Source organism: Pseudomonas sp. RIT-562 (genome assembly GCF_026241895.1).
Classification (GTDB): Bacteria; Pseudomonadota; Gammaproteobacteria; order Pseudomonadales; family Pseudomonadaceae; genus Aquipseudomonas; species Aquipseudomonas mandelii_F.
This window is the reverse complement of the sequence record NZ_JAPJIV010000009.1, coordinates 11,733-30,418: the sequence shown is the minus strand read 5'-3', so window position 1 is coordinate 30,418 and position 18,686 is coordinate 11,733. Positions and strand designations below refer to the sequence as shown.

Annotated in this window: 19 protein-coding genes and 2 pseudogenes; 11 read left to right on the top strand and 10 right to left on the bottom strand. The window is 50.1% G+C overall.

Annotation, left to right across the window (positions count from 1 at the left end):
* Nucleotides 1-278: 278 nt before the first annotated feature.
* Entirely contained in the window at nucleotides 279-1,421 is a 1,143-nt protein-coding gene (locus tag ORL50_RS13345) for an aromatic ring-hydroxylating dioxygenase subunit alpha (RefSeq protein WP_266015496.1), read from the bottom strand.
* Between the two features lie 447 nt (nucleotides 1,422-1,868).
* On the opposite strand from ORL50_RS13345, the gene ORL50_RS13340 reads away from it, so the two are divergent.
* Nucleotides 1,869-5,309 carry an EAL domain-containing protein gene (locus tag ORL50_RS13340; RefSeq protein WP_266015491.1) on the top strand — a complete coding sequence of 1,147 codons (3,441 nt, stop codon included), beginning with the start codon at nucleotides 1,869-1,871 and terminating at the stop codon, nucleotides 5,307-5,309.
* A 698-nt stretch (nucleotides 5,310-6,007) separates the two neighbouring features.
* Complete coding sequence (locus ORL50_RS13335) at nucleotides 6,008-6,292, top strand: ATP-binding protein (RefSeq protein WP_266015487.1); 285 nt, start codon at nucleotides 6,008-6,010, stop codon at nucleotides 6,290-6,292.
* A 1,222-nt stretch (nucleotides 6,293-7,514) separates the two neighbouring features.
* Here the strand turns inward: ORL50_RS13335 and ORL50_RS13330 are convergent.
* Nucleotides 7,515-7,740: pseudogene (locus ORL50_RS13330) on the bottom strand (hypothetical protein).
* 218 nt (nucleotides 7,741-7,958) lie between these two features.
* On the opposite strand from ORL50_RS13330, the gene ORL50_RS13325 reads away from it, so the two are divergent.
* Together ORL50_RS13325 and ORL50_RS13320 are read left to right on the top strand one after the other, a co-directional pair.
* A complete protein-coding gene (locus ORL50_RS13325; protein WP_266015483.1) occupies nucleotides 7,959-8,186 on the top strand; it encodes a hypothetical protein in 228 nt (75 codons plus the stop codon).
* A gap of 990 nt (nucleotides 8,187-9,176) precedes the next feature.
* Entirely contained in the window at nucleotides 9,177-9,929 is a 753-nt protein-coding gene (locus ORL50_RS13320) for an OBAP family protein (protein ID WP_194693147.1), read from the top strand.
* Nucleotides 9,930-10,026: 97 nt separating this feature from the next.
* Here the strand turns inward: ORL50_RS13320 and ORL50_RS13315 are convergent, their stop codons facing one another.
* The gene (locus ORL50_RS13315; protein ID WP_416236024.1) at nucleotides 10,027-10,173 is read right to left on the bottom strand and encodes a hypothetical protein; all 147 of its coding nucleotides are present in this window, start codon (nucleotides 10,171-10,173) and stop codon (nucleotides 10,027-10,029) included.
* Nucleotides 10,174-10,448: 275 nt separating this feature from the next.
* On the opposite strand from ORL50_RS13315, the gene ORL50_RS13310 reads away from it, so the two are divergent.
* The 3 genes and pseudogenes from ORL50_RS13310 (at nucleotide 10,449) to ORL50_RS13300 (ending at nucleotide 11,858) form a co-directional block, all read left to right on the top strand.
* Nucleotides 10,449-10,724, top strand: a complete 276-nt coding sequence (locus tag ORL50_RS13310; RefSeq protein ID WP_266015480.1) for a hypothetical protein — start codon at nucleotides 10,449-10,451, stop codon at nucleotides 10,722-10,724.
* Between the two features lie 39 nt (nucleotides 10,725-10,763).
* Nucleotides 10,764-11,130: pseudogene (locus ORL50_RS13305) on the top strand (cupin); the annotation flags it as partial.
* Between the two features lie 314 nt (nucleotides 11,131-11,444).
* Complete coding sequence (locus ORL50_RS13300) at nucleotides 11,445-11,858, top strand: SH3 domain-containing protein (protein WP_323055234.1); 414 nt, start codon at nucleotides 11,445-11,447, stop codon at nucleotides 11,856-11,858.
* A 7-nt stretch (nucleotides 11,859-11,865) separates the two neighbouring features.
* Here the strand turns inward: ORL50_RS13300 and ORL50_RS13295 are convergent, their stop codons facing one another.
* From ORL50_RS13295 to ORL50_RS13280, 4 genes are all read right to left on the bottom strand, one after another.
* On the bottom strand, nucleotides 11,866-12,108 hold the full coding sequence (locus ORL50_RS13295; RefSeq protein WP_266015477.1) for a hypothetical protein: 243 nt from the start codon (nucleotides 12,106-12,108) through the stop codon (nucleotides 11,866-11,868).
* Between the two features lie 651 nt (nucleotides 12,109-12,759).
* Nucleotides 12,760-12,984 (bottom strand): DUF2188 domain-containing protein, encoded by a 225-nt coding sequence (locus tag ORL50_RS13290; protein WP_266015472.1) that lies wholly within the window; start codon nucleotides 12,982-12,984, stop codon nucleotides 12,760-12,762.
* A 149-nt stretch (nucleotides 12,985-13,133) separates the two neighbouring features.
* On the bottom strand, nucleotides 13,134-13,964 hold the full coding sequence (locus ORL50_RS13285; protein ID WP_266015469.1) for an alpha/beta fold hydrolase: 831 nt from the start codon (nucleotides 13,962-13,964) through the stop codon (nucleotides 13,134-13,136).
* A 45-nt stretch (nucleotides 13,965-14,009) separates the two neighbouring features.
* Nucleotides 14,010-14,453 carry a DNA methylase gene (locus ORL50_RS13280; protein ID WP_266015466.1) on the bottom strand — a complete coding sequence of 148 codons (444 nt, stop codon included), beginning with the start codon at nucleotides 14,451-14,453 and terminating at the stop codon, nucleotides 14,010-14,012.
* A gap of 411 nt (nucleotides 14,454-14,864) precedes the next feature.
* On the opposite strand from ORL50_RS13280, the gene ORL50_RS13275 reads away from it, so the two are divergent.
* The 3 genes from ORL50_RS13275 (at nucleotide 14,865) to ORL50_RS13265 (ending at nucleotide 15,989) form a co-directional block, all read left to right on the top strand.
* Entirely contained in the window at nucleotides 14,865-15,074 is a 210-nt protein-coding gene (locus tag ORL50_RS13275) for a hypothetical protein (protein WP_416236028.1), read from the top strand.
* Between the two features lie 57 nt (nucleotides 15,075-15,131).
* Nucleotides 15,132-15,572, top strand: a complete 441-nt coding sequence (locus ORL50_RS13270; protein ID WP_266015788.1) for an alpha/beta fold hydrolase — start codon at nucleotides 15,132-15,134, stop codon at nucleotides 15,570-15,572.
* 90 nt (nucleotides 15,573-15,662) lie between these two features.
* Complete coding sequence (locus ORL50_RS13265) at nucleotides 15,663-15,989, top strand: alpha/beta fold hydrolase (RefSeq protein WP_266015460.1); 327 nt, start codon at nucleotides 15,663-15,665, stop codon at nucleotides 15,987-15,989.
* 70 nt (nucleotides 15,990-16,059) lie between these two features.
* Here the strand turns inward: ORL50_RS13265 and ORL50_RS13260 are convergent, their stop codons facing one another.
* Genes ORL50_RS13260 through ORL50_RS28965 form a run of 3 tightly spaced genes read right to left on the bottom strand, consistent with a single transcriptional unit; the run spans nucleotide 16,060 to nucleotide 17,041 of the window.
* On the bottom strand, nucleotides 16,060-16,275 hold the full coding sequence (locus ORL50_RS13260) for a hypothetical protein (RefSeq protein WP_416236027.1): 216 nt from the start codon (nucleotides 16,273-16,275) through the stop codon (nucleotides 16,060-16,062).
* 60 nt (nucleotides 16,276-16,335) lie between these two features.
* A complete protein-coding gene (locus ORL50_RS28970) occupies nucleotides 16,336-16,686 on the bottom strand; it encodes a hypothetical protein (RefSeq protein ID WP_323055229.1) in 351 nt (116 codons plus the stop codon).
* Entirely contained in the window at nucleotides 16,679-17,041 is a 363-nt protein-coding gene (locus ORL50_RS28965) for a glycosyltransferase family 2 protein (protein WP_323055228.1), read from the bottom strand. Before ORL50_RS28965 ends, ORL50_RS28970 begins: the two co-directional genes overlap by 8 nt.
* A gap of 187 nt (nucleotides 17,042-17,228) precedes the next feature.
* On the opposite strand from ORL50_RS28965, the gene ORL50_RS13250 reads away from it, so the two are divergent.
* Nucleotides 17,229-18,452, top strand: coding sequence for a zinc-dependent alcohol dehydrogenase (locus ORL50_RS13250; RefSeq protein ID WP_266015454.1), 1,224 nt, complete (start codon nucleotides 17,229-17,231; stop codon nucleotides 18,450-18,452).
* Nucleotides 18,453-18,686: the final 234 nt, after the last annotated feature.

Here is an 18,686-nt window from a genome sequence, read left to right as displayed (position 1 = left end):
GAGACCACCCCGGAGGGCGTGTACGCCCTCATGACCAGCCCACCTGGCGCGGATTCTTATCACTCAACAACCTATTACTAACTTTCGTGTGATCGTCGAAAGGCAGGATGGAAGCCGAGTACCTGTCCTTGCGAACGTAATTCCTTTGCTGGAGGCTCGGACGCTGCTCGCTCAGCAGCGATTGGCACGTCGGGAATTAGCCATTGGCTGTATGCCCTCGATTTTCCAACGAAAGAACGATATCGAACCGATGAGCGCTCATGCGCTATCGATGATACTCATTCTTGGGGATGAACCGGGATTTGTTCGATCGCCCAAGAATCAATGCGTCGGCGTTCCGGGCACGGTACAGCGCAAGCTTTGCGTCCTGTGAATTCTTGAGCGAGACGTAATTCATCAATCCGCCATCCTCGGTGCTCGAGCTCCTGTACGCGTTTCCTGAACGAAATTTGAAGCGCATCGGATTTTAATGAGACTTCCTGCTGCCATGAGTCCGGTACCCGTTCGGGACGGACGTTTTTTAGCACCGCATGATCTTGTTTAAAAATTCGGATGTTGCTAACGATAAACTTGCGGTCAAGGAGCGGAGACCTGAGGAAAGTTCGTCCCATCATCCACCAAGTGCGCGTTCTGTTCGCATCGAGCGGTACATGTGCGGAGACAATGTAGATCCTCCAACCCCTAGGCAATTCAAGCTCCAGAGTCGTGCACGGGCCAGACAGATGAAAACCAGGAACAGTGACTACTTCCACAGACTCTGATAGTGATTTACGTCTGAGCAAGCCCTTACGTGCCGGTCTTCGCATGATCATGCGAGCCGAACCGCTCCATTCCTTGCTATCGACATCAAAGGATTCTATCTCAGGGTGGTTGACATCTCCGAAGGTAGAACCGTGGACGAAAGGAGCGTGGGCGAAGTCAAGACCGTTCTCAATAACGCGATCCCAACTGGATTCCCAATCAAAATGACCGGATACAGTTCTCACGGCGTCATCGCTGAGCCAGTCTAAAATCGGGAGCGGTGGTCGCTCATCTTCTGGCAGATCACCAAGGAAAGCCCAAATCCAACCATAACGCTCTATCGTTGGATAAGCGTCGATTCGAGCCTTGATAGGGATTTTCAGATTTGGCTGAGCGGGTATGTGGGTGCATCTGCCATCAGCACCAAAACGCCATCCATGATAAGGACACTGAACGCTCCCTCCAACCTTTTTGCCAGCGGAGAGCGATCCACCTCGATGCACGCACACGTCGGAAAGCAGACACGCCTTACCATGTTCATCGCGGAATGCCACGAACGATTGTCCAACGATCCGAATGGCTGTCAGATCGTTGGTCAACTGAGATGAAGGTAAAATGACATACCAGAGGTTTTTTAGCATAGATCTATCGCCCGGCGCACCGTACGTCTGAGTTAGCAAGGTTGGATCCTTGAACAGTCGGATTCGTTCGCTCCTACTGACTGACAAGGCAATAAAATGAAAGTGTCGCTACGGTCTACGAGCATAGTCGGCTTTGTAGACGCTGTGAGGGCTTGGTGGCACCGAATTTTTGCCGATCACTTAAATTCTCAATCTACGCTCTTCTACAACCGCAAGCGATCAACAGTTAACAACTGTTTTTTTGAAAATCATGCAACAGGTGATCAATTTGACTGAACCTGGCAGAGGGTGGCCTGTCGACTGTCAATAGGTATAAGCAGCGACGCAGGCGAAAATCTACCAAAGTTCAATAGCGTACTACGTCTCATAATGTTGTAGTCACAAGAGGAGCGGACGCATGTCTTTCTTGCGAGACCATTTTTCCAACTGCGCTTACTCATCTTCGTCATCCACAATGAGACGCATTCATTGGGTCGGTGCCTCCTCATGATCCGCCCATCCCTTCGAATAAACAAAAGGGCTGCCGCTTTGGACAAATCGACTGCAGCACATACGAACGAACAGGCCCGCACAAAAACGATCTCGAATTCGTGGACGATCTTTGCTCTCCCCGCTAGCATTTTTCTGTCTGGTATCGTGCTATCGCTGGCGCTAGGCTCATTGGAGCAGCAGGAGAATTTGTATCTAGCCAAAACCCAAGTGAGCTCGACACTAGGTAATATACAGACGCGCCTGGAAAGTGCGATAAGGTCTACTTTTGACGTTACCGAGGGTATTGCTCAGCTCGTTAGGTTGGATGGCGACATTACCGCTGCGCATTTTCAGGGGATAGCAAGAGAAGCAATATCCTTACAGCCTCAAATAAAACACGTTGTCCTCGCACCAAATGACATCGTAGATAACGTCTTTCCAATCCAGGCAAACGAAAAGCTCATCGGCGTAGATTATCGGAACTTGGCCGATCAATATGGCGCATTACTGCGATCTAGAGAAAATAGAACTTCACTATTGGCTGGGCCGGTTCAATTAATTCAAGGGGGCAAGGCATTTGTTAATCGTCGGCCAGTGTTCGTCACCGATGCCACAGGAAAAGATCAATATTGGGGCAGTGTCTCGGTGGTGGCGGATTATCAGAAATTACTGCTCGTAGGGGGCATATCTAGCATAAATGATTTACAGGTCGCGCTGCGTGGCCAGGATGGGCTGGGCTCGGCAGGAGGTATTATATTCGGTGATCCGACGCTATTCAAGGAAGATGCGGTAATCACTACAGTTGAAGTACCGGGTGGGACTTGGCAGCTCGCTGCTCTGCCAAAGGAAGGCTGGATTACCAATTCTTTTTATGAATCACCTATGCTTCTTTTCGCGCTCTTCTGCACGGGATTCTTTACTTACTTTTCGGCCAAACTTATTATAAGCCATCAATTAATAGAGAAGCGACAGCAAGATTTGACCGAAGAGACAACTAGCCGAAAAATTATACAATTGTCATTGCAGCAAAGTGAATCTCGTTTTCGAGCTTTGTTTGAACGCTCACCAGATCCCATCTGGATAGTGAGTCTAGAAAGTATTTGTGTTGACGCAAACGCCGCAGCAATCGAAACATTTGGTTTACGAAATCACCAAAAGTCATATCGAGTCAACCCAGCGGACATATCTCCAAAATATCAATCTGACGGACAATTGTCTTCGGTAAAGTCTAAAGAGATGCTAGACATTGCTCTCGCAAAGGGTGCTCATCGCTTTGAGTGGCTACATACCCGAGCTGACGGCTCAACGTTTCCGTCTGAAGTGACGTTGTGCTCAGTGATTCTGTCCGGCCAACCAATGGTTTACGCCGTTGTACGCGACGTTACCGTTCGTAAGACAGCTGAGGAAGCTTTATTCACCCAGAAATCTTTGCTCCTGAACATCGTCAATAACGCACCTTCCTTGATATATGTGTACGATACGAAAGGAAATTTAGCACTTTGCAATCGTATGTTCGAAAAAGCAACAGGTTTCACATTTGCAGAACTCGAAGGAAAGCCGCGAGCTAGCCACATGCCCGAAATCCAAGCAAGGATATTTCAAGGGAATGACAATGAAGTCCTTTCAGCCGGGGCTATTCTTAGATTTGAAGAAAACATTACCCATAATGGCGCCACCCATACATACTTAACTACGAAATGCGTTTTGAAAGACGGAGGTGGATTCGCGACAGGTGTATTAGGCATATCGACTGACATCACTAAAATCAAAAAAAATACAGAGCAGCTTCGACTCGCGGGCGTAGTTATAGACCATACAGCTGACGGCGTGATTATCACCAATGAGCGCGGCCATATTTTATCCGTAAACAATGCCTATACTACTATTTCCGGATTTAGTGCTAAAGAATCTATCGGCTTAAGACCAAACATACTGGTTTCCGAGAATCAAGATAACTCCTTCTATCGAGAAATTATTCGATACTTGAAAGAGCGTGGATTTTGGCAAGGTGAGCTCTGGAGCAGGAGAAAAAACGGTGAGATGTATCCACAATGGATGACCATCAACACCGTTTATAACGACAGTGGCAAAATCACAAACTATGTCGCGGTATTCTCTGACTTTTCGGTAATTAATAAAACTAAATCAGACCTTGAACGAATCTCTCATTATGATCCAGTTACCGGATTACCCAACAGGTCGCTTTTCCAGAAACGACTTCAGCGCGCAATCGAACAAACGCAGGGCGGCGATTTGATATTGGCCGTCATCGTATTAGATCTAGATGATTTCAAAACAGTCAACGACAGCTTGGGGCATGCACAGGGCGATATGCTTCTGCAAATAGCTGCAGCCCGATTTCAAACTTGCATTCGACCGAGTGACACAGTATCACGCCTGGGTGGTGATGAGTTTGCATTCATACTTGGCAATCTGGCAACCACAGACGAAGTAAATTTAGTTGCTGAAAAACTTCTTTCTTCACTAGAGCAACCCTTTGATTTAAAGGGAGCGTCGACCCTGATAACCGCCAGCTTGGGGATCGCGATCGCATCGAACGAATCTGCAAGCCCTGAGCAATTGCTGAGACAAGCTGATACAGCGATGAACGGAAAGAAAGAAAATGGTCGTAACGGTTACCGATTCTATCAAGCCGAGATGACCTTGCGAGCGCAAGAAAGAATGGACGGTGAAAGATTTTTACGAAGAGCAGTGCTGGGCCAAGAGTTTGAAGTCTGGTACCAGCCCAAAATCGACATTAAAACGAATGAGTTCGTTGGTGCGGAAGCCTTGGTTCGATGGCGAGACCCAATCAATGGCTTAATCCCGCCCGCAGATTTCATACCGTTAGCAGAAAGTACCGGGTTGATCATTCAAATTGGCGAGCAAGTAATCGATATAGTTTGCCAAGACATCAAGCGATGGTGTGAAAATGGGATATCGCCAGGTGTAATAGCGGTTAATGTTGCGGCTCTTCAAATTGAACGAAGCGACTACGTTGAACTCATGAATAGTACGCTACAAAAATACAATATCTCCGCGAACACACTTGAGGTGGAAGTAACAGAAAGCTTGATGCTGGCAAGCCCTGAGCATTCCAAAGCCGTACTTCATAATCTGCAAGGTATGGGGATATCTACCGCAATTGACGACTTCGGGACAGGCTACTCGTCGCTAGCCTACTTGAAATTATTACCCATAAACAGCTTGAAGATTGATCGAAATTTCATATCCGATCTTCCTCATGACGAAAAAGATGTAGCTATTACAAAGGCAATTATAAGCCTTGGCCAAGCGTTGGGCTTTAAAATCGTTGCTGAAGGCGTCGAAAACGAAGAGCAGCATATATTTTTGAAAGAGCAAGGATGCGATCTGGGACAGGGATATTTTTACAGTCGCCCCATGTCTGGGGCTGCGCTTGAGCTCTGGCTGACTCAACGCGCAATGACTTTGTAATAGAACCTCCTAATTACGAAGGGGCCTACTTCTGGCCCAGCCATTGATTGCACATGTGGTGTATTCCACCATTGGATGGGTGAGTGCACGCCTTATCTTTTATTCGTCTCACGCCTGCACTCTGCTGTGCTAGCGAACAATGGCCCCGCTTGCTGAGCGAGCCTGCGCCATTCTTGGCTGCTGATCAGTTGCTCCCTTCCTGCTCCATAGAGTCGGCTGACGTCAAGAGCTCGTCATACCTTTGCTGAGCTTCGATACTGTCCTCAGGCATCGCGATAAGTTTGTTCCAGGTTTCTATAGCGGCTCGCCGCTGTATTTCTTTCATCTTGCCTAGACTATATCAGTGTCAGTAAATACCTTTAGAACTTGTGAGTTCAAATTATATGCTCCCAACAACGGCTTTGCATTATGCGAGAGGCCTCAACTGCCCTTGAATAACTGGCGATTGATTCCGAGAGCGCCTCGTTGTCAGATGGGGCTAGGAATTCCCGTCAAACCGCAGAATTAGACCTGTTTCCTTTGTGTGAACGCATCGTCGATGAAATTCGTCTATCTCATCCTGAAGCGAATGTGGTGGTTACAGCGAAAGCGTCAATCGTAGGCAGGTTCGATGGGGCACATATGGGACAAGTCTTTTCAAACACATCAGCAATGCCGTGCATCACGGGGAAATCCAAACTCCAATATTGGTGGAGCTGGTGGCGACAGAGGTTTCCGCGATTTTTAGCGTCAATAATGGCGGCGAGCCTATACCAAAGGATGTTTTGCCATTCATCTTCAATCCCATGGGCCGGTTCTCGCAGCATTCGGTTATCGACCATCCGCCTACAGAGGGGTTGGGTTTAGGACTTTTCATTGCTTCAGAGATTGTCGCCTCACATAAAGGATCTATCGATGTTATTTCTGACCGGGAGCAAGGCAACACTTTTATTGTGAAGGTGCGGATCTCAAAAGCTAATGTCAGAGACCAGACAGCCTCGTGAGCTTTAGTAACGATGAAGTGGGTCATTCCGTAAATGGCCCGTACTGACCTGTCGCTCTCCCATCGAGAACAGGCATGGGGTCAGTAGCTGGTGGACGAAGAAATGCCGCCCACGTTTCATACGCCAGCTTGTGGCGCTCTACTGCTCCGCACCACCGAGGGCCTTCTGTCTGACGTCCCGAAACTAGCATCATCAACGCAGTAGTAGCTGCATCAAGCTCAAGCAGAATATGGTGAGATTGGAACCGATAATCATCGTAATTAGTCATAGACCAGCACACCAATTAGGGGGACGTATGTGACGGCAATCACAACTGTTAACGGCAAGCTTCGGAAATTCATGCTGTCGTTATTCACTGTTTTTTTTGAACGGCCCGCTTGTTTTTTTCCAAATATTGAATAAGCAAGTAGGCTCTGACGCCGAGCGCAACCAAACACAATATCATGCCTGCAATAAATTGAAATGTGGTCATAGTACACCCTCCAGAACAATCAACAGACAATTATCTCATTGATGACGGTATCAAAGAAGTATCGGTTTGTAACTTGTTGTTGCAATTTATAATTTGAATTAATAAAATATTTTTCCTTCTGCAATTTCGGGGACGTCTGAGTATATTCAATGCGAATTAATTATCTCTATCCCAAGGTTCGTCTTTAGGGATTTATGGTTGCATCTTAGTAAGTCTGCCAAGCCTTGGCGGCACCCGCTTTTGATGAAAAGGCGGCGTAGCTATAATCTTGGAAGCGGCGTTAAAGAGGTCTGACATAAGATCCCAACCTCCCATTTTCCAAGGAGGCTCAATGTACCGCGAACACACGATCCATCTGTTCACGCTCTCAGCCACACAATAGGTCGAAAGGATCCACTCCGTCGCGCTACCAGAGTTCAAGTGTCCCGACTCGACCGCCAGGCGATGTTTAGTATTCGCAATAGTCCGAGGTTTCACAGTCATTGAATAGCGTGAGTCGCCAACCATCAAACTTAACGGGAATGAGGCAGTGATAGTCTCACTCCATGATTGCATGGAGCTGCGCATTAGAGGGTGGTTACCCAGCGCGACGCCCCTCATCATCTGGCAGACATCGCGAGCGGTGAGATGAAAGGTTGGGCGCAAGTTGTTCCGCATTCGAGCCGCCGCTAGCCAACAGCTGAGCTGTGCTGTGGATTGACATAACGGAGAAGGTCGCAGCTTCGGGCCAAGCGGGGCCCAGCTAGCAGCCTAACCATAGACCTTCCACTCAGGCGTCATGAGCACCGCAAGAGTCATATTGATGAACTCTTCTTTTTTGTGGATCGTATGCAACGCTCCGCGCACGTTGCCTCCAACCACATCGGAACCACGCTGCTCGACCGAAAGGGTGGGTTCCATAATGGCGGCCTCAAGGGCGAGTTGGTTTTGATTCATCTTGAACAGTAGGGGAAGGGAGCAGGTCTGAATTTGGCATCGCGACTTCTCCTTGCAAGAGTTCAGCTTAGCAGGAGGCGCTTTAGGAATAGATGCCTTTCTAGGAAGTAGAGCTGAGGAAGCGAATCAGTTAAGCCTTTTTACGATGCGACCAATCTCCATAGGCCGCGCGTGCTTCTCATCGGAAACTGCGGAAATGTGCTTGCTGTGGTGGCCAATAGCCGCTGATAGTGAGCGGATCTGGGAGAGGACGCGAAAATGATTTCGAGATTTGTTGTGGTACCTGCAGCCCCCTCGGAAACGGGATCGATGCGTAACGGATTTCGCTTTTATTGTCAGACCGCACCTTTAGGCTTCAACCTCTATGACAATCAGGAAAAGCTGCGCTTGAAGACTGTTTATCAGACGCGTGCTGAAGCTGAACGTGCTTGCCAGGAGTTTAATCAGGATAGTCTGCTAGGTATGCTGTCACGCCAGGAGGGTTGACACTTTTCTTCGAGCCCAAACGTGCGATTTCGTAAAGTCGTATATTGCTTGGTACTGAAAATCGTATGCTTTTCAAATTTTATCGCTCAGCAAATACAGGTGCTAGAATTGATCCCATTACTTAACTTGTGAACTATGCGAGACATTCATTGGCTCGCATAGCTCGCCATTCGATTTTAATAGGAGTTACATATAGTTCGCGTACCGATTTTATCACAGTAAGTAGTTTTAATTTGATCTTGGTAGTTCTGTTGACTTTGCCATGCTTGAGTTTCTCGGGTAACTCGCTCATTATGAGCATTGGGTTGATTTCTAGTTTGAATAACATTCATGGCCAACGTATTACAGCCGCATTGCGACGGATTAACCGAATCTACAACCTGTTTGGCTCGACTCATAAAATGGTTTTTGATCGAAATGCCAAGAGTTAAGGTTTGCCATCGAGTATTGCTGGCCGCGAGCCCCAATATCTCGTGTCATGTATCCAAGTTTGACGCATTTCATAAACTGATCAACTGTGTATCGAGCGCGGTGTATTGATTATCTGCAAGCGGTGGGCACTGGTCAGGCTTCTTCCAGCGATCCGTCCCGAGCCGTCATCTGCGTTAAAGCACGTGCCAAGCGTATTGAAGTTCCCAAACGTGCAGCTTGGTCTAGTGGCCGTGGCGCTGATTTTTACTGGGCAGTTCTGTGCTTACAACTATCACCGCCTATATGAGCAACAGGGAGCTGAGAAAACTGCGAAACCAGTACAGCGTTATGGGTGACGCTGGCGAGTTCAGTGTTGATGCTACCAGCGACGTTGCCGTTCCTAAATGAATCCCGCATGCCATGAAGAGGCAGCCGTCCTTATTGATTTGAACGCTAGCTTCCAAGCGCTTTCTATCTAGGTATATGGGCATTGGTAACCAAGACGATTGTCGTTCGTCATCGATGCCTGGAAGCTAACGGGACGGAGGATCAGCAATGATAGGAGGTAATACCCAGCGGATGTTTTTCACCGGATTCAGACCATCTTTGATTCTGGCATTCCTCGGCTTGCTGACTGCATGCGCCTTTAACAATACCCCCTCCAATGTCGTTGCACCGGGTGAGGAAAAGACAGCCACTACCCGCACATTGGATGCCGGCGCCGCTCTGCTCCAATCACGTCCGCCCATCGATGCTCTCAATGCCTACCTCGATGGATTCCATTTTTACAATGGCCGTCCCGACGTTCAAATGGAGGCTCACCACAATTGCTCCACCCTCAATGAACAAGTGATCCAGTGCGTGATCTACGATGGCAATCGCAAGGACGCGAAGCTTATGGGGGTGGAGTACATCATCAATGAGCAGCTGTTCGCCAAATTGCCCATCACTGAAAAGGCGCTCTGGCACAGCCATGCTCATGAAGTGAAGTCGGGCCAATTGATTGCTCCCGGTATTCCAGACATTGCAGAACATGCGCTGATGGAAAAGCTGATCAATACCTATGGCAAGACTTGGCATACGTGGCACACCGACCTCAACAAAGAGCTACCGCTAGGCGTTCCGCAACTGATGATGGGATTCACAGCAGATGGTCAGATCGACCCGCAACTGGTGATCGAACGGGACAAAAGATTTGATGTCGATAGCACACGGAAAAAGAAAGACCGGGCCGACATCCCTGCCCCACATATTGATCCAGGTGCTGATGCCTGGCGCAATGGAAATGTCTTTCAAATCGAAGATCCGACTGGGGGTGAGCATCGTCACTGATTCATCAAAACCACTTGCTAGCTTTTGGACTTTCGTGGGTCTGCGCTACGAGGAAAAGCTCATTCTTCCTGAATAGTCCCGTCCTCTTTGTGAATCTTCAGCGACGCAGTTTCGCCCTGAAGAAACTCACCCGCCCGCGCAATGATTTCATTGCCTTGGTTGAGGCGGTATTGGACGCCCTTTGCGCGTCTTCCATTGTGAGCGCCCAGAACTTGTCAGTCTTGGTGATGAGATAGTTGTGCATCTGATCTCCCAACGCGCTTTGGTGAACAGCTGACCTCCACACTTTCAATAAGCATAAAAAATTCGTACTCAGGCAGCTACCGGGAATCCTATCAAGCATGTAGTCATGCTCATGAGCCATCGTCTTGATAGTAAATAGTTTGAACAAACGCTCGCTACGGGGCCCGGCAAACACCGTTGGGCATTGGCATTGAACTCAATCGTCACAGCCTCCGTCTAGCGTATAGGTGGGGCTGATGCTGATCCTTCGTCCCGTGTATGTTCAAGGAGATTGCCATGGCGACCACTGCCGCACGCTTAAACTACTTCCACGACACCCTTTTGGGCCCGATAGCAAAAAGTGTTGATTGCGATCTAATCATCACGCCTATCACCCCCGGCGCTTTTCAGGTGCAGGTACTTTCTCCAGTACCAGATGACCTACATAAGGCTCAGTCGTTAGCCATAATCCTTTCCCCTAGGGAACGTCTGACAGGCTCGGTGGTTCAGGCACGCAAATTGGAGGACGGAGGTCTGGAATTCCAGATCGATGTTGAACGTCGCTGGACGTAGTTGAATTTCAGCGATCCTTCAGCGAGCAAGTCGCAAGCTATTGCAGGTGCCGTGCAAACTCTACGGTTTGAACGCAACGAATGGATACCCAATAATCCTCGTTTGCCGGTACTCGTTTACTCTCAAGCCATTCCCGTGCAGGACAGCGACACAGCAGCAGCGTTCTAGAAAGTCTTCAGCGCTAATGGCTGGCCGCCACAGTGGCGCTACGGGATTTACAGTTATCACCACTATCATGCCGAAGCTCATGAAGTGCTTGGCATCGCCTGCGGCAAGGCCCGGTTGATGCTCGGCTGCCCCGATGGCCATGTATTGGAGGTCAGTTCAGGAGACGTACTGCTACTTCCCGACTGGTACCGGCCACTGCAATTGGGAATCAAGCAAAGACTTCCTGGTCGTAGGTGCTTAGCCGGGTGGTTCCCATCCGTGAATAAAGATAGCGATTGCTCGCGACGTTTAATCTGGGAAACCCGAAGATTTGAGGGTTAGGTAGGCGGCTGATAATGGAGATTTAGCTAAGCTCGAAATAGGTTTATGAAGCCAGGTTGGTCAGGGAAGACAGGCTGTTTAGTGGCTGCTGGGAGGCAATGAAAATGCGCAAGAAATCTCAGTCATGGTTTGTCCCACTCCCGATTGTTTTCGCTGTCCTTTGGGCGATAGGCAAAAAAGACTCGCCTCCCGCTCAGGTACAACCGAGCCCCCCCTCCCACTCCGAATACTCTGGTCTCATCTACCTCGGATCCGTCACCAACACCTGCCCCCTCAGTTGATCAATACGTAAACGCGAACCAGCTCAATATCCGGGATCAGCCCGGCGGAAAAGTCATTTCCAAGCTGAGCCGAGGGGCTAAAGTTCAGGTCTTCGAAAAACGGGATGATTGGGTGCGTATCAGCATCGATGGCCAACCTGCGAAATGGCTTTCTTCGAACAGCCTTTGTAGCGGATCGAACTGCTACATCGCCTCTAAACCGAAACCCTGGCGTTCGCCAGTACACCCAACCCGGAGGCAGATGCCAAAATACGGTACTTCGTGCCCTTGTTCATCTGGAAATTTGCATCGGGCCATGAGGCGGTCGGTACTGCATTACTTCTGGCGGGAACAAGCGTTATGGCGTGTAATTTTTCCTCAATGACGATCCGCTAGAACTTTGGTGCATCGCCTGTGGCTTCCGCAATGGTGGCCAAAGCCTCCTCCATATCGGCGATGTTGTTTTGAAGCTTTTGAAAAACCAATAGAAAAGAGCCGTCCACATCCACGGTCTGGTGGCCACGAAGGGTACCCACTCTTTCATTCTCCATCTGCTGGAGACTGTTAACGCTCTCTCGCAGAGACAACAGCTGATCAAAGATGGTGCCAATTTGAGCTTGGCTCTGTGCACTCATTGATCCCACCCAAGCCTTGAGTAGATCTCCCTTCGATAGGACGTATCGATCTGAGCCGGCACCTGCCTAACGTAGTCCCGTGCGTGCTCCTGCGCATCTGTACTCAAACCAGCTAGATATGAAACAGCGTCATCAACGGTTGGGATCAAACCTTCAATGTCTTCGAATCTAGGCGGCAGTGCAGTCCAAATGACTGCGTCCAATTGGTGAAAGAGTGCCCATTCGGCGATTACTCCCACTGGGGAGCTACTGGTGGTAAAAACACCGATTCCATCCTCCCTGTCCTCTGGAATTTGCTCTCGGACACGCAAGGCCACGCATGCCTCTTCGAGGTTTTTTACATTCAACTCAGCCCAGAGAACGCTGCATGGATGCGCATTCGCGCAGATCGCCGTCGCGAGCTCTCCACCATCACCGACTCGCGCAAATTCGATGGGCAAACTGGGCCCATCCAAAAACCATTTGCTTGCGAGCGGTAATGCCCCAGGTTTCCATATCAGGGATCCCCATCCTAGACATGCAATTACCATTGAAAAGTTCCTGTGGTTAGACATGCGAAGGCGGGAACGGAAAGCGAATTCCTGATAAAACTGACTTCTCGAATAAGGATCGAAAGTCATCTTTGTAGCCGCCCATTATTTTGGATTCGACTCAGCCTTTTGTTTTCCTAGGGTCGGCGGCTCGAGGAAAAGTACGTTCCTCTTGAATCGTCCCATCCTCTTTGTGAATTTTCAGAGAGGCTGTTTTACCCTGCAGAAATTCGCTGGCCATTTCAGTAATTTCAGCTTTAGTAGAAGCTGATTTGGAAGCACGTTGCGCACCCTCTTTGACAAGCTCCCAAGCATTTTCTTTTTTTGTGATGTGATAGTTATCCATGGGTCACCTCGACATGATTAATCAACAACAGCTACAAGGTTGACCATTGTCGATCCGGAGAGTTTGGAAGAATTTGCGATGAAATTGATGCTGCCTACGACTGTGTGTGGCTCCCCTTCACAACGACGTCAACGGGCGGATTAACTAATCTAGGTGCGCTCCATGCTCGCCTTAACGTTTCGCTCTGCGATCCTCGGTGCCATCTCTTCATCGTCATATTGCCGGCTAAGAAATTCGCGGATCAAGACGGCAGTTCGTTTAGCGCTGGTCACCACAAAGAAGTGCCCCTCGCCCTTCAGAATGCGGAGTTCTGAACGTCGAATTGTGCGGCGCAGGACATAGGCGTTGTACGCCTGTATTAAAGGATCGCGGTCGCCGGTAAGAACCAGCGTGCGTTGAGGCAGCCGGGACAACCGGAGCAGGCTTGTCCATCCAATCAAGGCTGCGAGCTGGAAATAGTACGTTCGCGGATTAACAGAGAGCATGCCTTTCATCACACCGAACCGCAGCAGCGTGTGAATTGAATTGCGTGAGCTATCTTGCTTGCGCATTTTGGCGTTTTTATTCTTGCGGAAAAAATCCATAACGTCAGCAGGCTTCATCAATAGCACTGGGCCGGGAGAGGTCGCCGCGAGAATCAGCCTGCGTACCATGCTCGGGTAACGAAGAGCGAATTCTTGAGCTAATGCACCTCCCCAACTCACCCCGAACACATCCACTTGGTCGATTCCCAATTGCTGGAGCATCTCGGCAATCACGTCGGCATGACTTGGCAGGCGAATGGGCCAACGGGGCATTTGCGACTTGCCGACTCCTGGCACATCCGGCGTGATGGTCATGAAGTCGTCGAGTTCATCGCGCAGCGGATCGAAGGTACGAATCAACCCACCCAAACCATTGAGTAAAAGCAACGGAGAGCCTTGACCGCAGATCGAAACATTCAACTGCAAGCCCTTCGCTATTAGCCTGTGCGTTGTCATGATTTCTCCTTGCTGCTCGCAATTGGGAGGCAGTAGTGGTGAGAGTTAGGGGGAAGTTCCGAAGAGCACCGCACCCGCTTCCCTCATAAAAATCTCGATGGTTTTCGGCCCTATTCCTCCAAATTCAGATAGCCGTTTTTCGAAGGCCTTACGATCTGCGCTTGCCGCGACGATGTTGCTGACCTTGCCGTGATATTCAGCATTCATCTTGTTAGCCAATGCCAATAACCGCGACGCGGTGGTCTCGTCGTAACGCACGTAGTGAGCCTCACCAAGCATCATGACCAATTGGCGGTGAGTGCAGCTTGCCAATTTGTGCGGCGTATCCCGATGGTGTTTCTCGACGATCACTTGATAGGCGTTGGCGGCAATCGGCCCCTGGATTCGCTTACCCATCAGGAAACTGGCAAGCAGCCACTTGAACAACCCGGCTTCGTTCGCACCTTGAAGGTCGATTTGTAAGTCATGTGCGCTGATGATTTTGCTCACTGGTTCACCCTTCAAGCGATGGTCTCAATGTAGACCAGGCGCTATCGCGAATGATCCAGCTTAGCGAGGCAGCGACAAAGGAACCCTTATTCATGCTCGACGCCTAATGATTGAACCTTACGATTTGAGAAAGACGAAATGCATATTTCCGACACAATCCAAGTCATGGAAGCGCTGTCAGCCAACGAAGCAAACCTTAAGTTTCAAGAGGGCTGGTCATTGATATCTGTGGTCGTCACAACACACCCCAATGGGAACCTTCATCCTTGCTACATTCTCGGCAAATCGAAAACCTCATCCAACCATCAGAAGCCCGATTGACTAGGGTGGCATCGACCTAGCGATTTACTTCGCTGAACTGTACCGGGGGGGGATAACTTGGCTTATCTGGATTGGATTCAATGGCCAGCGATGGTTGTTACCGTTCTCGCCGCATGGCTAATCGGATCGCAGCGGCCAGGCCGGCGGATGATCGGGTTTATATGCTTCAGTGTGAGCAACGTGTTGTGGGTGATCTGGGGACTCTACGTAGACGCGTATGCATTGATCGTATTACAGGTTTGTCTTTTCCTGATGAACCTTCGAGGGCTCAAGAAAAACTCAAGCCCCCATGAGACATAGTCAGCTAGCAGGGTCATTGCTAATCGAAGAGCAGTGGAAACCGCCAAGGACATTGAAATGTTCGATAACTTTTCGCTCGATATCGTAAAACTCCCAGAGGCAACCCTCAGAGTCAGGCATGGTGGGAGCGGCTCTCCCGTCTTATTACTCCATGGGCATCCTAGGACTCATGCGACTTGGCATCGCGTTGCTCCACTCTTGGCAAAAAATCATTATGTTGTCTGTCCTGACCTTAGAGGCTTTGGCCAGTCATCAAAGCCTGAGGACACAGCCGATCACGCAGGCTCCTCCAAACGCGCCAAGGCACGGGATTGCATCGCCCTAATGCACCATCTGGGTTATCAGCGGTTCGCCGTGATTGGCCATGATCGAGGTAGTTACACCGCCTTTCGCACGGCTATGGATCATCCCGAGGCCGTCACACATCTAGGCATATTGGACGGTGTACCGATACTTGAAGCTCTCGAGCGCTGTAACGCCCAGTTCGCGACAAAATAGTGGCATTGGTTCTTCTTCGGGCAACTCGAAAAACCGGAGCAGGCAATCCTGGCCGACCCTGATCGATGGTATGGCGGCACCGCCGAGGCGATGGGTGCAGACGCCTACAGAGACTATCAAGCAGCCATCCATGACCCAGCGACCGTTCATGGCATGGTCGAAGATTATCGAGCAGGCCTTGGAATCGACCGTACCCACGATGAGGTCGACCGCCGCGAGAGTCGCAGGGTTGAGTGCCCGACAATGATTTTATGGTCGCTACGTGACGATCTTGAGCTTCTGTACGGCGATGTTTTAGGCGTGTGGGAACCATGGACAACACAACAACGTGGTCGTGGGCTCGACTGTGGGCATCATATGGCGGAGGAAGTGCCCGACGAACTCGCGAGAGAGATAATCGAGTTCCTGCGTGAATAATCATCTGTCAGTACACTAATCCGTAATCGCTTGGGGCTCCGTAGGGTGAAAGTTATTCGAGCTACATGTCTCAGGTTGATGACTCGGAGGCATTGAGGTTCTTCCTGAAGCCTCGGGCATTCATCCCCAAAAGTATGCATTCGAGCAGGATCAGCGCGTAGGCGTCGGCGTGAAGCCCCCAGATCACCCAAAGCGCATTACTGGTGATAAATCCCCAAAAGGCGATCATCCGCCGGTGCGCTCGTTGCGAACCGATGAACCATGCTGAGGCTACCGTTACCACCATGGCCGGCCATTGCAGGTAATCGATGTACTCCAACTTTCCACCTCCTGGTCACAACGCGTTTCAAAGAGAGACGCCGGCGCTTACCTGTGGATCGAGCGCAGGCAATCCCAATGACGCACCCAAATTGGCCAGATACTCCCCAAACCCTCCACGACATTTGTAATCCTTGCGAGCGCTGGGGATGACCGGATTCGTTGCTGTCCATACGATATGAGCACCAACCCTTTTGAGGTCAGCAACCAAATGGACGTCTTCGTGTGCAGTGAGATGCTGGAACCCACCAGCGTTCCGGTAGGCCTCGGCACTCAGGCCAAGATTGGCTCCGTGGATGTGCGGGTGATTCTCGATGAACTGATACAGCTCCATGTACTTTGAGCGAACCAAATCTCCATGGATATTCCAGCTATCCACCCCACCTCGACTGTTTCATAGACTGCATCAGCTTGAACTCAATCTGACGCGCCAACCAATCATGTGGCACGGCGGTGTCGGCATCGGTGAAGGCAAGCCACTCCGCGCCAGCGGCCAGAAGATGATCTGCATCGGTTGCTCTCGCCTTGCCCACGCTCTGAAAGGAAGCCTCGATCCCGGTAACACCGTTTGCTGAAACGATCTGCCCGGTCTGATCAGAGCAATCGTATAAAACGACGACTACGGAGACCGGCTGGCCTGCCAATGCAGGATGTGCAGCGGCGAACAGAACAGATGTTAGACACGCAGCGATGTGGTGCTCTTCATTGTGGGCAGGTATGACAATACCGATCATTAACGTCACCTCCGGCTACCAAAGCTACAGACTCCAGCAGTCGACCTACTTCGACTCCATAAGGTTTAAAAAATTACGAGCGTGCCGACATACGCGACCGCTAGTCATTTGCGTCTATATCACTCTGAACTTACTTTCTTCGATCCTCCTCTCCCACTTACCATCCAGCTGAAGTAGGTAAGACGTCATGAGAGCACTCACCTATCACGGCGCGCACAGCGTCAAAGTCGACACGGTTCCCGATCCGATAATCGAGGAAAGTGATGACATCATTCTTCGGGTTACCGCAACGGCGATATGCGGATCTGACCTCCATCTCTATCGGGGAAAGATTCCAACTGTCGAGCATGGCGATATCTTCGGCCATGAGTTCATGGGGATAGTTGAAGAGGCAGGCTCAGCGGTGACCGCCGTGCAACCCGGCGACCGCGTGGTAATTCCCTTTGTAATCGCCTGCGGCAGCTGTTTCTTCTGCGCAATGGATCTGTTCGCGGCCTGCGAAACAACAAATACAGGGCGCGGAGCGATCATAAATAAAAAGGCAATACCACCAGGAGCCGCGCTGTTCGGCTTCAGTCACATGTACGGCGGTGTGCCTGGCGGGCAGGCCGAATACGTGCGCGTACCGAAAGCCAACACCGGGCCGTTTAAAGTGCCGGGGACGCTGTCGGATGAAAAGGTTCTTTTCCTGTCAGACATCCTTCCAACTGCTTATCAGGCTGTAACGAACGCGGGGATTGGTAATGGCTCCAGCATCGCCATTTATGGTGCAGGCCCCGTTGGGTTGTTGAGCGCGGCCTGTGCAAGGATGCTCGGTGCCGACCAAATTTTCATGGTCGATCACCATCCTTACCGCTTGGCATACGCGCAGAAAACATACGGTGTAATTCCGATCAACTTCGATGAAGACGACGATCCCGCAGATACGATCATTCGACAAACCAAAGGAATGCGCGGAGTTGATGGCGTCGTGGATGCGGTCGGGTTTGAAGCAAAGGGTAGTACCACGGAAACAGTTCTCGCGACACTCAAGCTTGAGGGCAGCAGCGGCAAGGCTTTACGTCAGTGCATCGCCGCCGTTCGACGCGGCGGCATCGTCAGTGTTCCTGGCGTTTATTCAGGGTTCATTCATGGCTTCCTGTTCGGAGACGCATTCGACAAGGGGCTGACCTTCAAAATGGGCCAGACCCATGTGCACCGTTTCCTACCTGAGCTCCTCGAACACATCGAGACTGGTCGTCTTTCACCGGAAGTCATCATCAGCCATCGCATGTCACTGGAACAGGCCGCTGAGGGATATAAAATCTTTGATAAAAAAGAAGAGGACTGCCGAAAAGTCATTCTGACACCCGGCGATAGCCACATGGACATTCCGGAAATCGATAGCAGCGCAACACTGTTGACTACCTAAGGTCTACCGGTAAGTGAAAAGGACGAGATGGTTCGGTTTTTTACCGAAAACTCTCGTCCTTTTTTCATTTGGGGGGGCGATCCGAAAATGTTAACGGTTTTCCACCCTGGTCGGCCTCCCCTATTCAGTTCGTTCAGGTGCTCAAGTCTAGATGTGATCTGTGTCATCAAACCAATCGGAAGAATGGTCACAAAATACCGAAATGCGAATAAACTCAGAAACTGACTCATCAGA

What these genes read in the sequence shown, in the direction of transcription:
- ORL50_RS13340 (WP_266015491.1), top strand. Translation starts at nt 1,869, where the DNA reads ATGATCCGCCCATCCCTTCGAATAAACAAAAGGGCTGCCGCTTTGGAC.
- ORL50_RS13325 (WP_266015483.1), top strand. Translation starts at nt 7,959, where the DNA reads ATGATTTCGAGATTTGTTGTGGTACCTGCAGCCCCCTCGGAAACGGGA.
- ORL50_RS13320 (WP_194693147.1), top strand. Translation starts at nt 9,177, where the DNA reads ATGTTTTTCACCGGATTCAGACCATCTTTGATTCTGGCATTCCTCGGC.
- ORL50_RS13315 (WP_416236024.1), bottom strand. Translation starts at nt 10,173, where the DNA reads ATGCACAACTATCTCATCACCAAGACTGACAAGTTCTGGGCGCTCACA.
- ORL50_RS13310 (WP_266015480.1), top strand. Translation starts at nt 10,449, where the DNA reads ATGGCGACCACTGCCGCACGCTTAAACTACTTCCACGACACCCTTTTG.
- ORL50_RS13295 (WP_266015477.1), bottom strand. Translation starts at nt 12,108, where the DNA reads ATGAGTGCACAGAGCCAAGCTCAAATTGGCACCATCTTTGATCAGCTG.
- ORL50_RS13290 (WP_266015472.1), bottom strand. Translation starts at nt 12,984, where the DNA reads ATGGATAACTATCACATCACAAAAAAAGAAAATGCTTGGGAGCTTGTC.
- ORL50_RS13285 (WP_266015469.1), bottom strand. Translation starts at nt 13,964, where the DNA reads ATGACAACGCACAGGCTAATAGCGAAGGGCTTGCAGTTGAATGTTTCG.
- ORL50_RS13275 (WP_416236028.1), top strand. Translation starts at nt 14,865, where the DNA reads ATGGTTGTTACCGTTCTCGCCGCATGGCTAATCGGATCGCAGCGGCCA.
- ORL50_RS13270 (WP_266015788.1), top strand. Translation starts at nt 15,132, where the DNA reads ATGTTCGATAACTTTTCGCTCGATATCGTAAAACTCCCAGAGGCAACC.
- ORL50_RS13265 (WP_266015460.1), top strand. Translation starts at nt 15,663, where the DNA reads ATGGGTGCAGACGCCTACAGAGACTATCAAGCAGCCATCCATGACCCA.
- ORL50_RS13260 (WP_416236027.1), bottom strand. Translation starts at nt 16,275, where the DNA reads ATGGTGGTAACGGTAGCCTCAGCATGGTTCATCGGTTCGCAACGAGCG.
- ORL50_RS28965 (WP_323055228.1), bottom strand. Translation starts at nt 17,041, where the DNA reads ATGATCGGTATTGTCATACCTGCCCACAATGAAGAGCACCACATCGCT.
- ORL50_RS13250 (WP_266015454.1), top strand. Translation starts at nt 17,229, where the DNA reads ATGAGAGCACTCACCTATCACGGCGCGCACAGCGTCAAAGTCGACACG.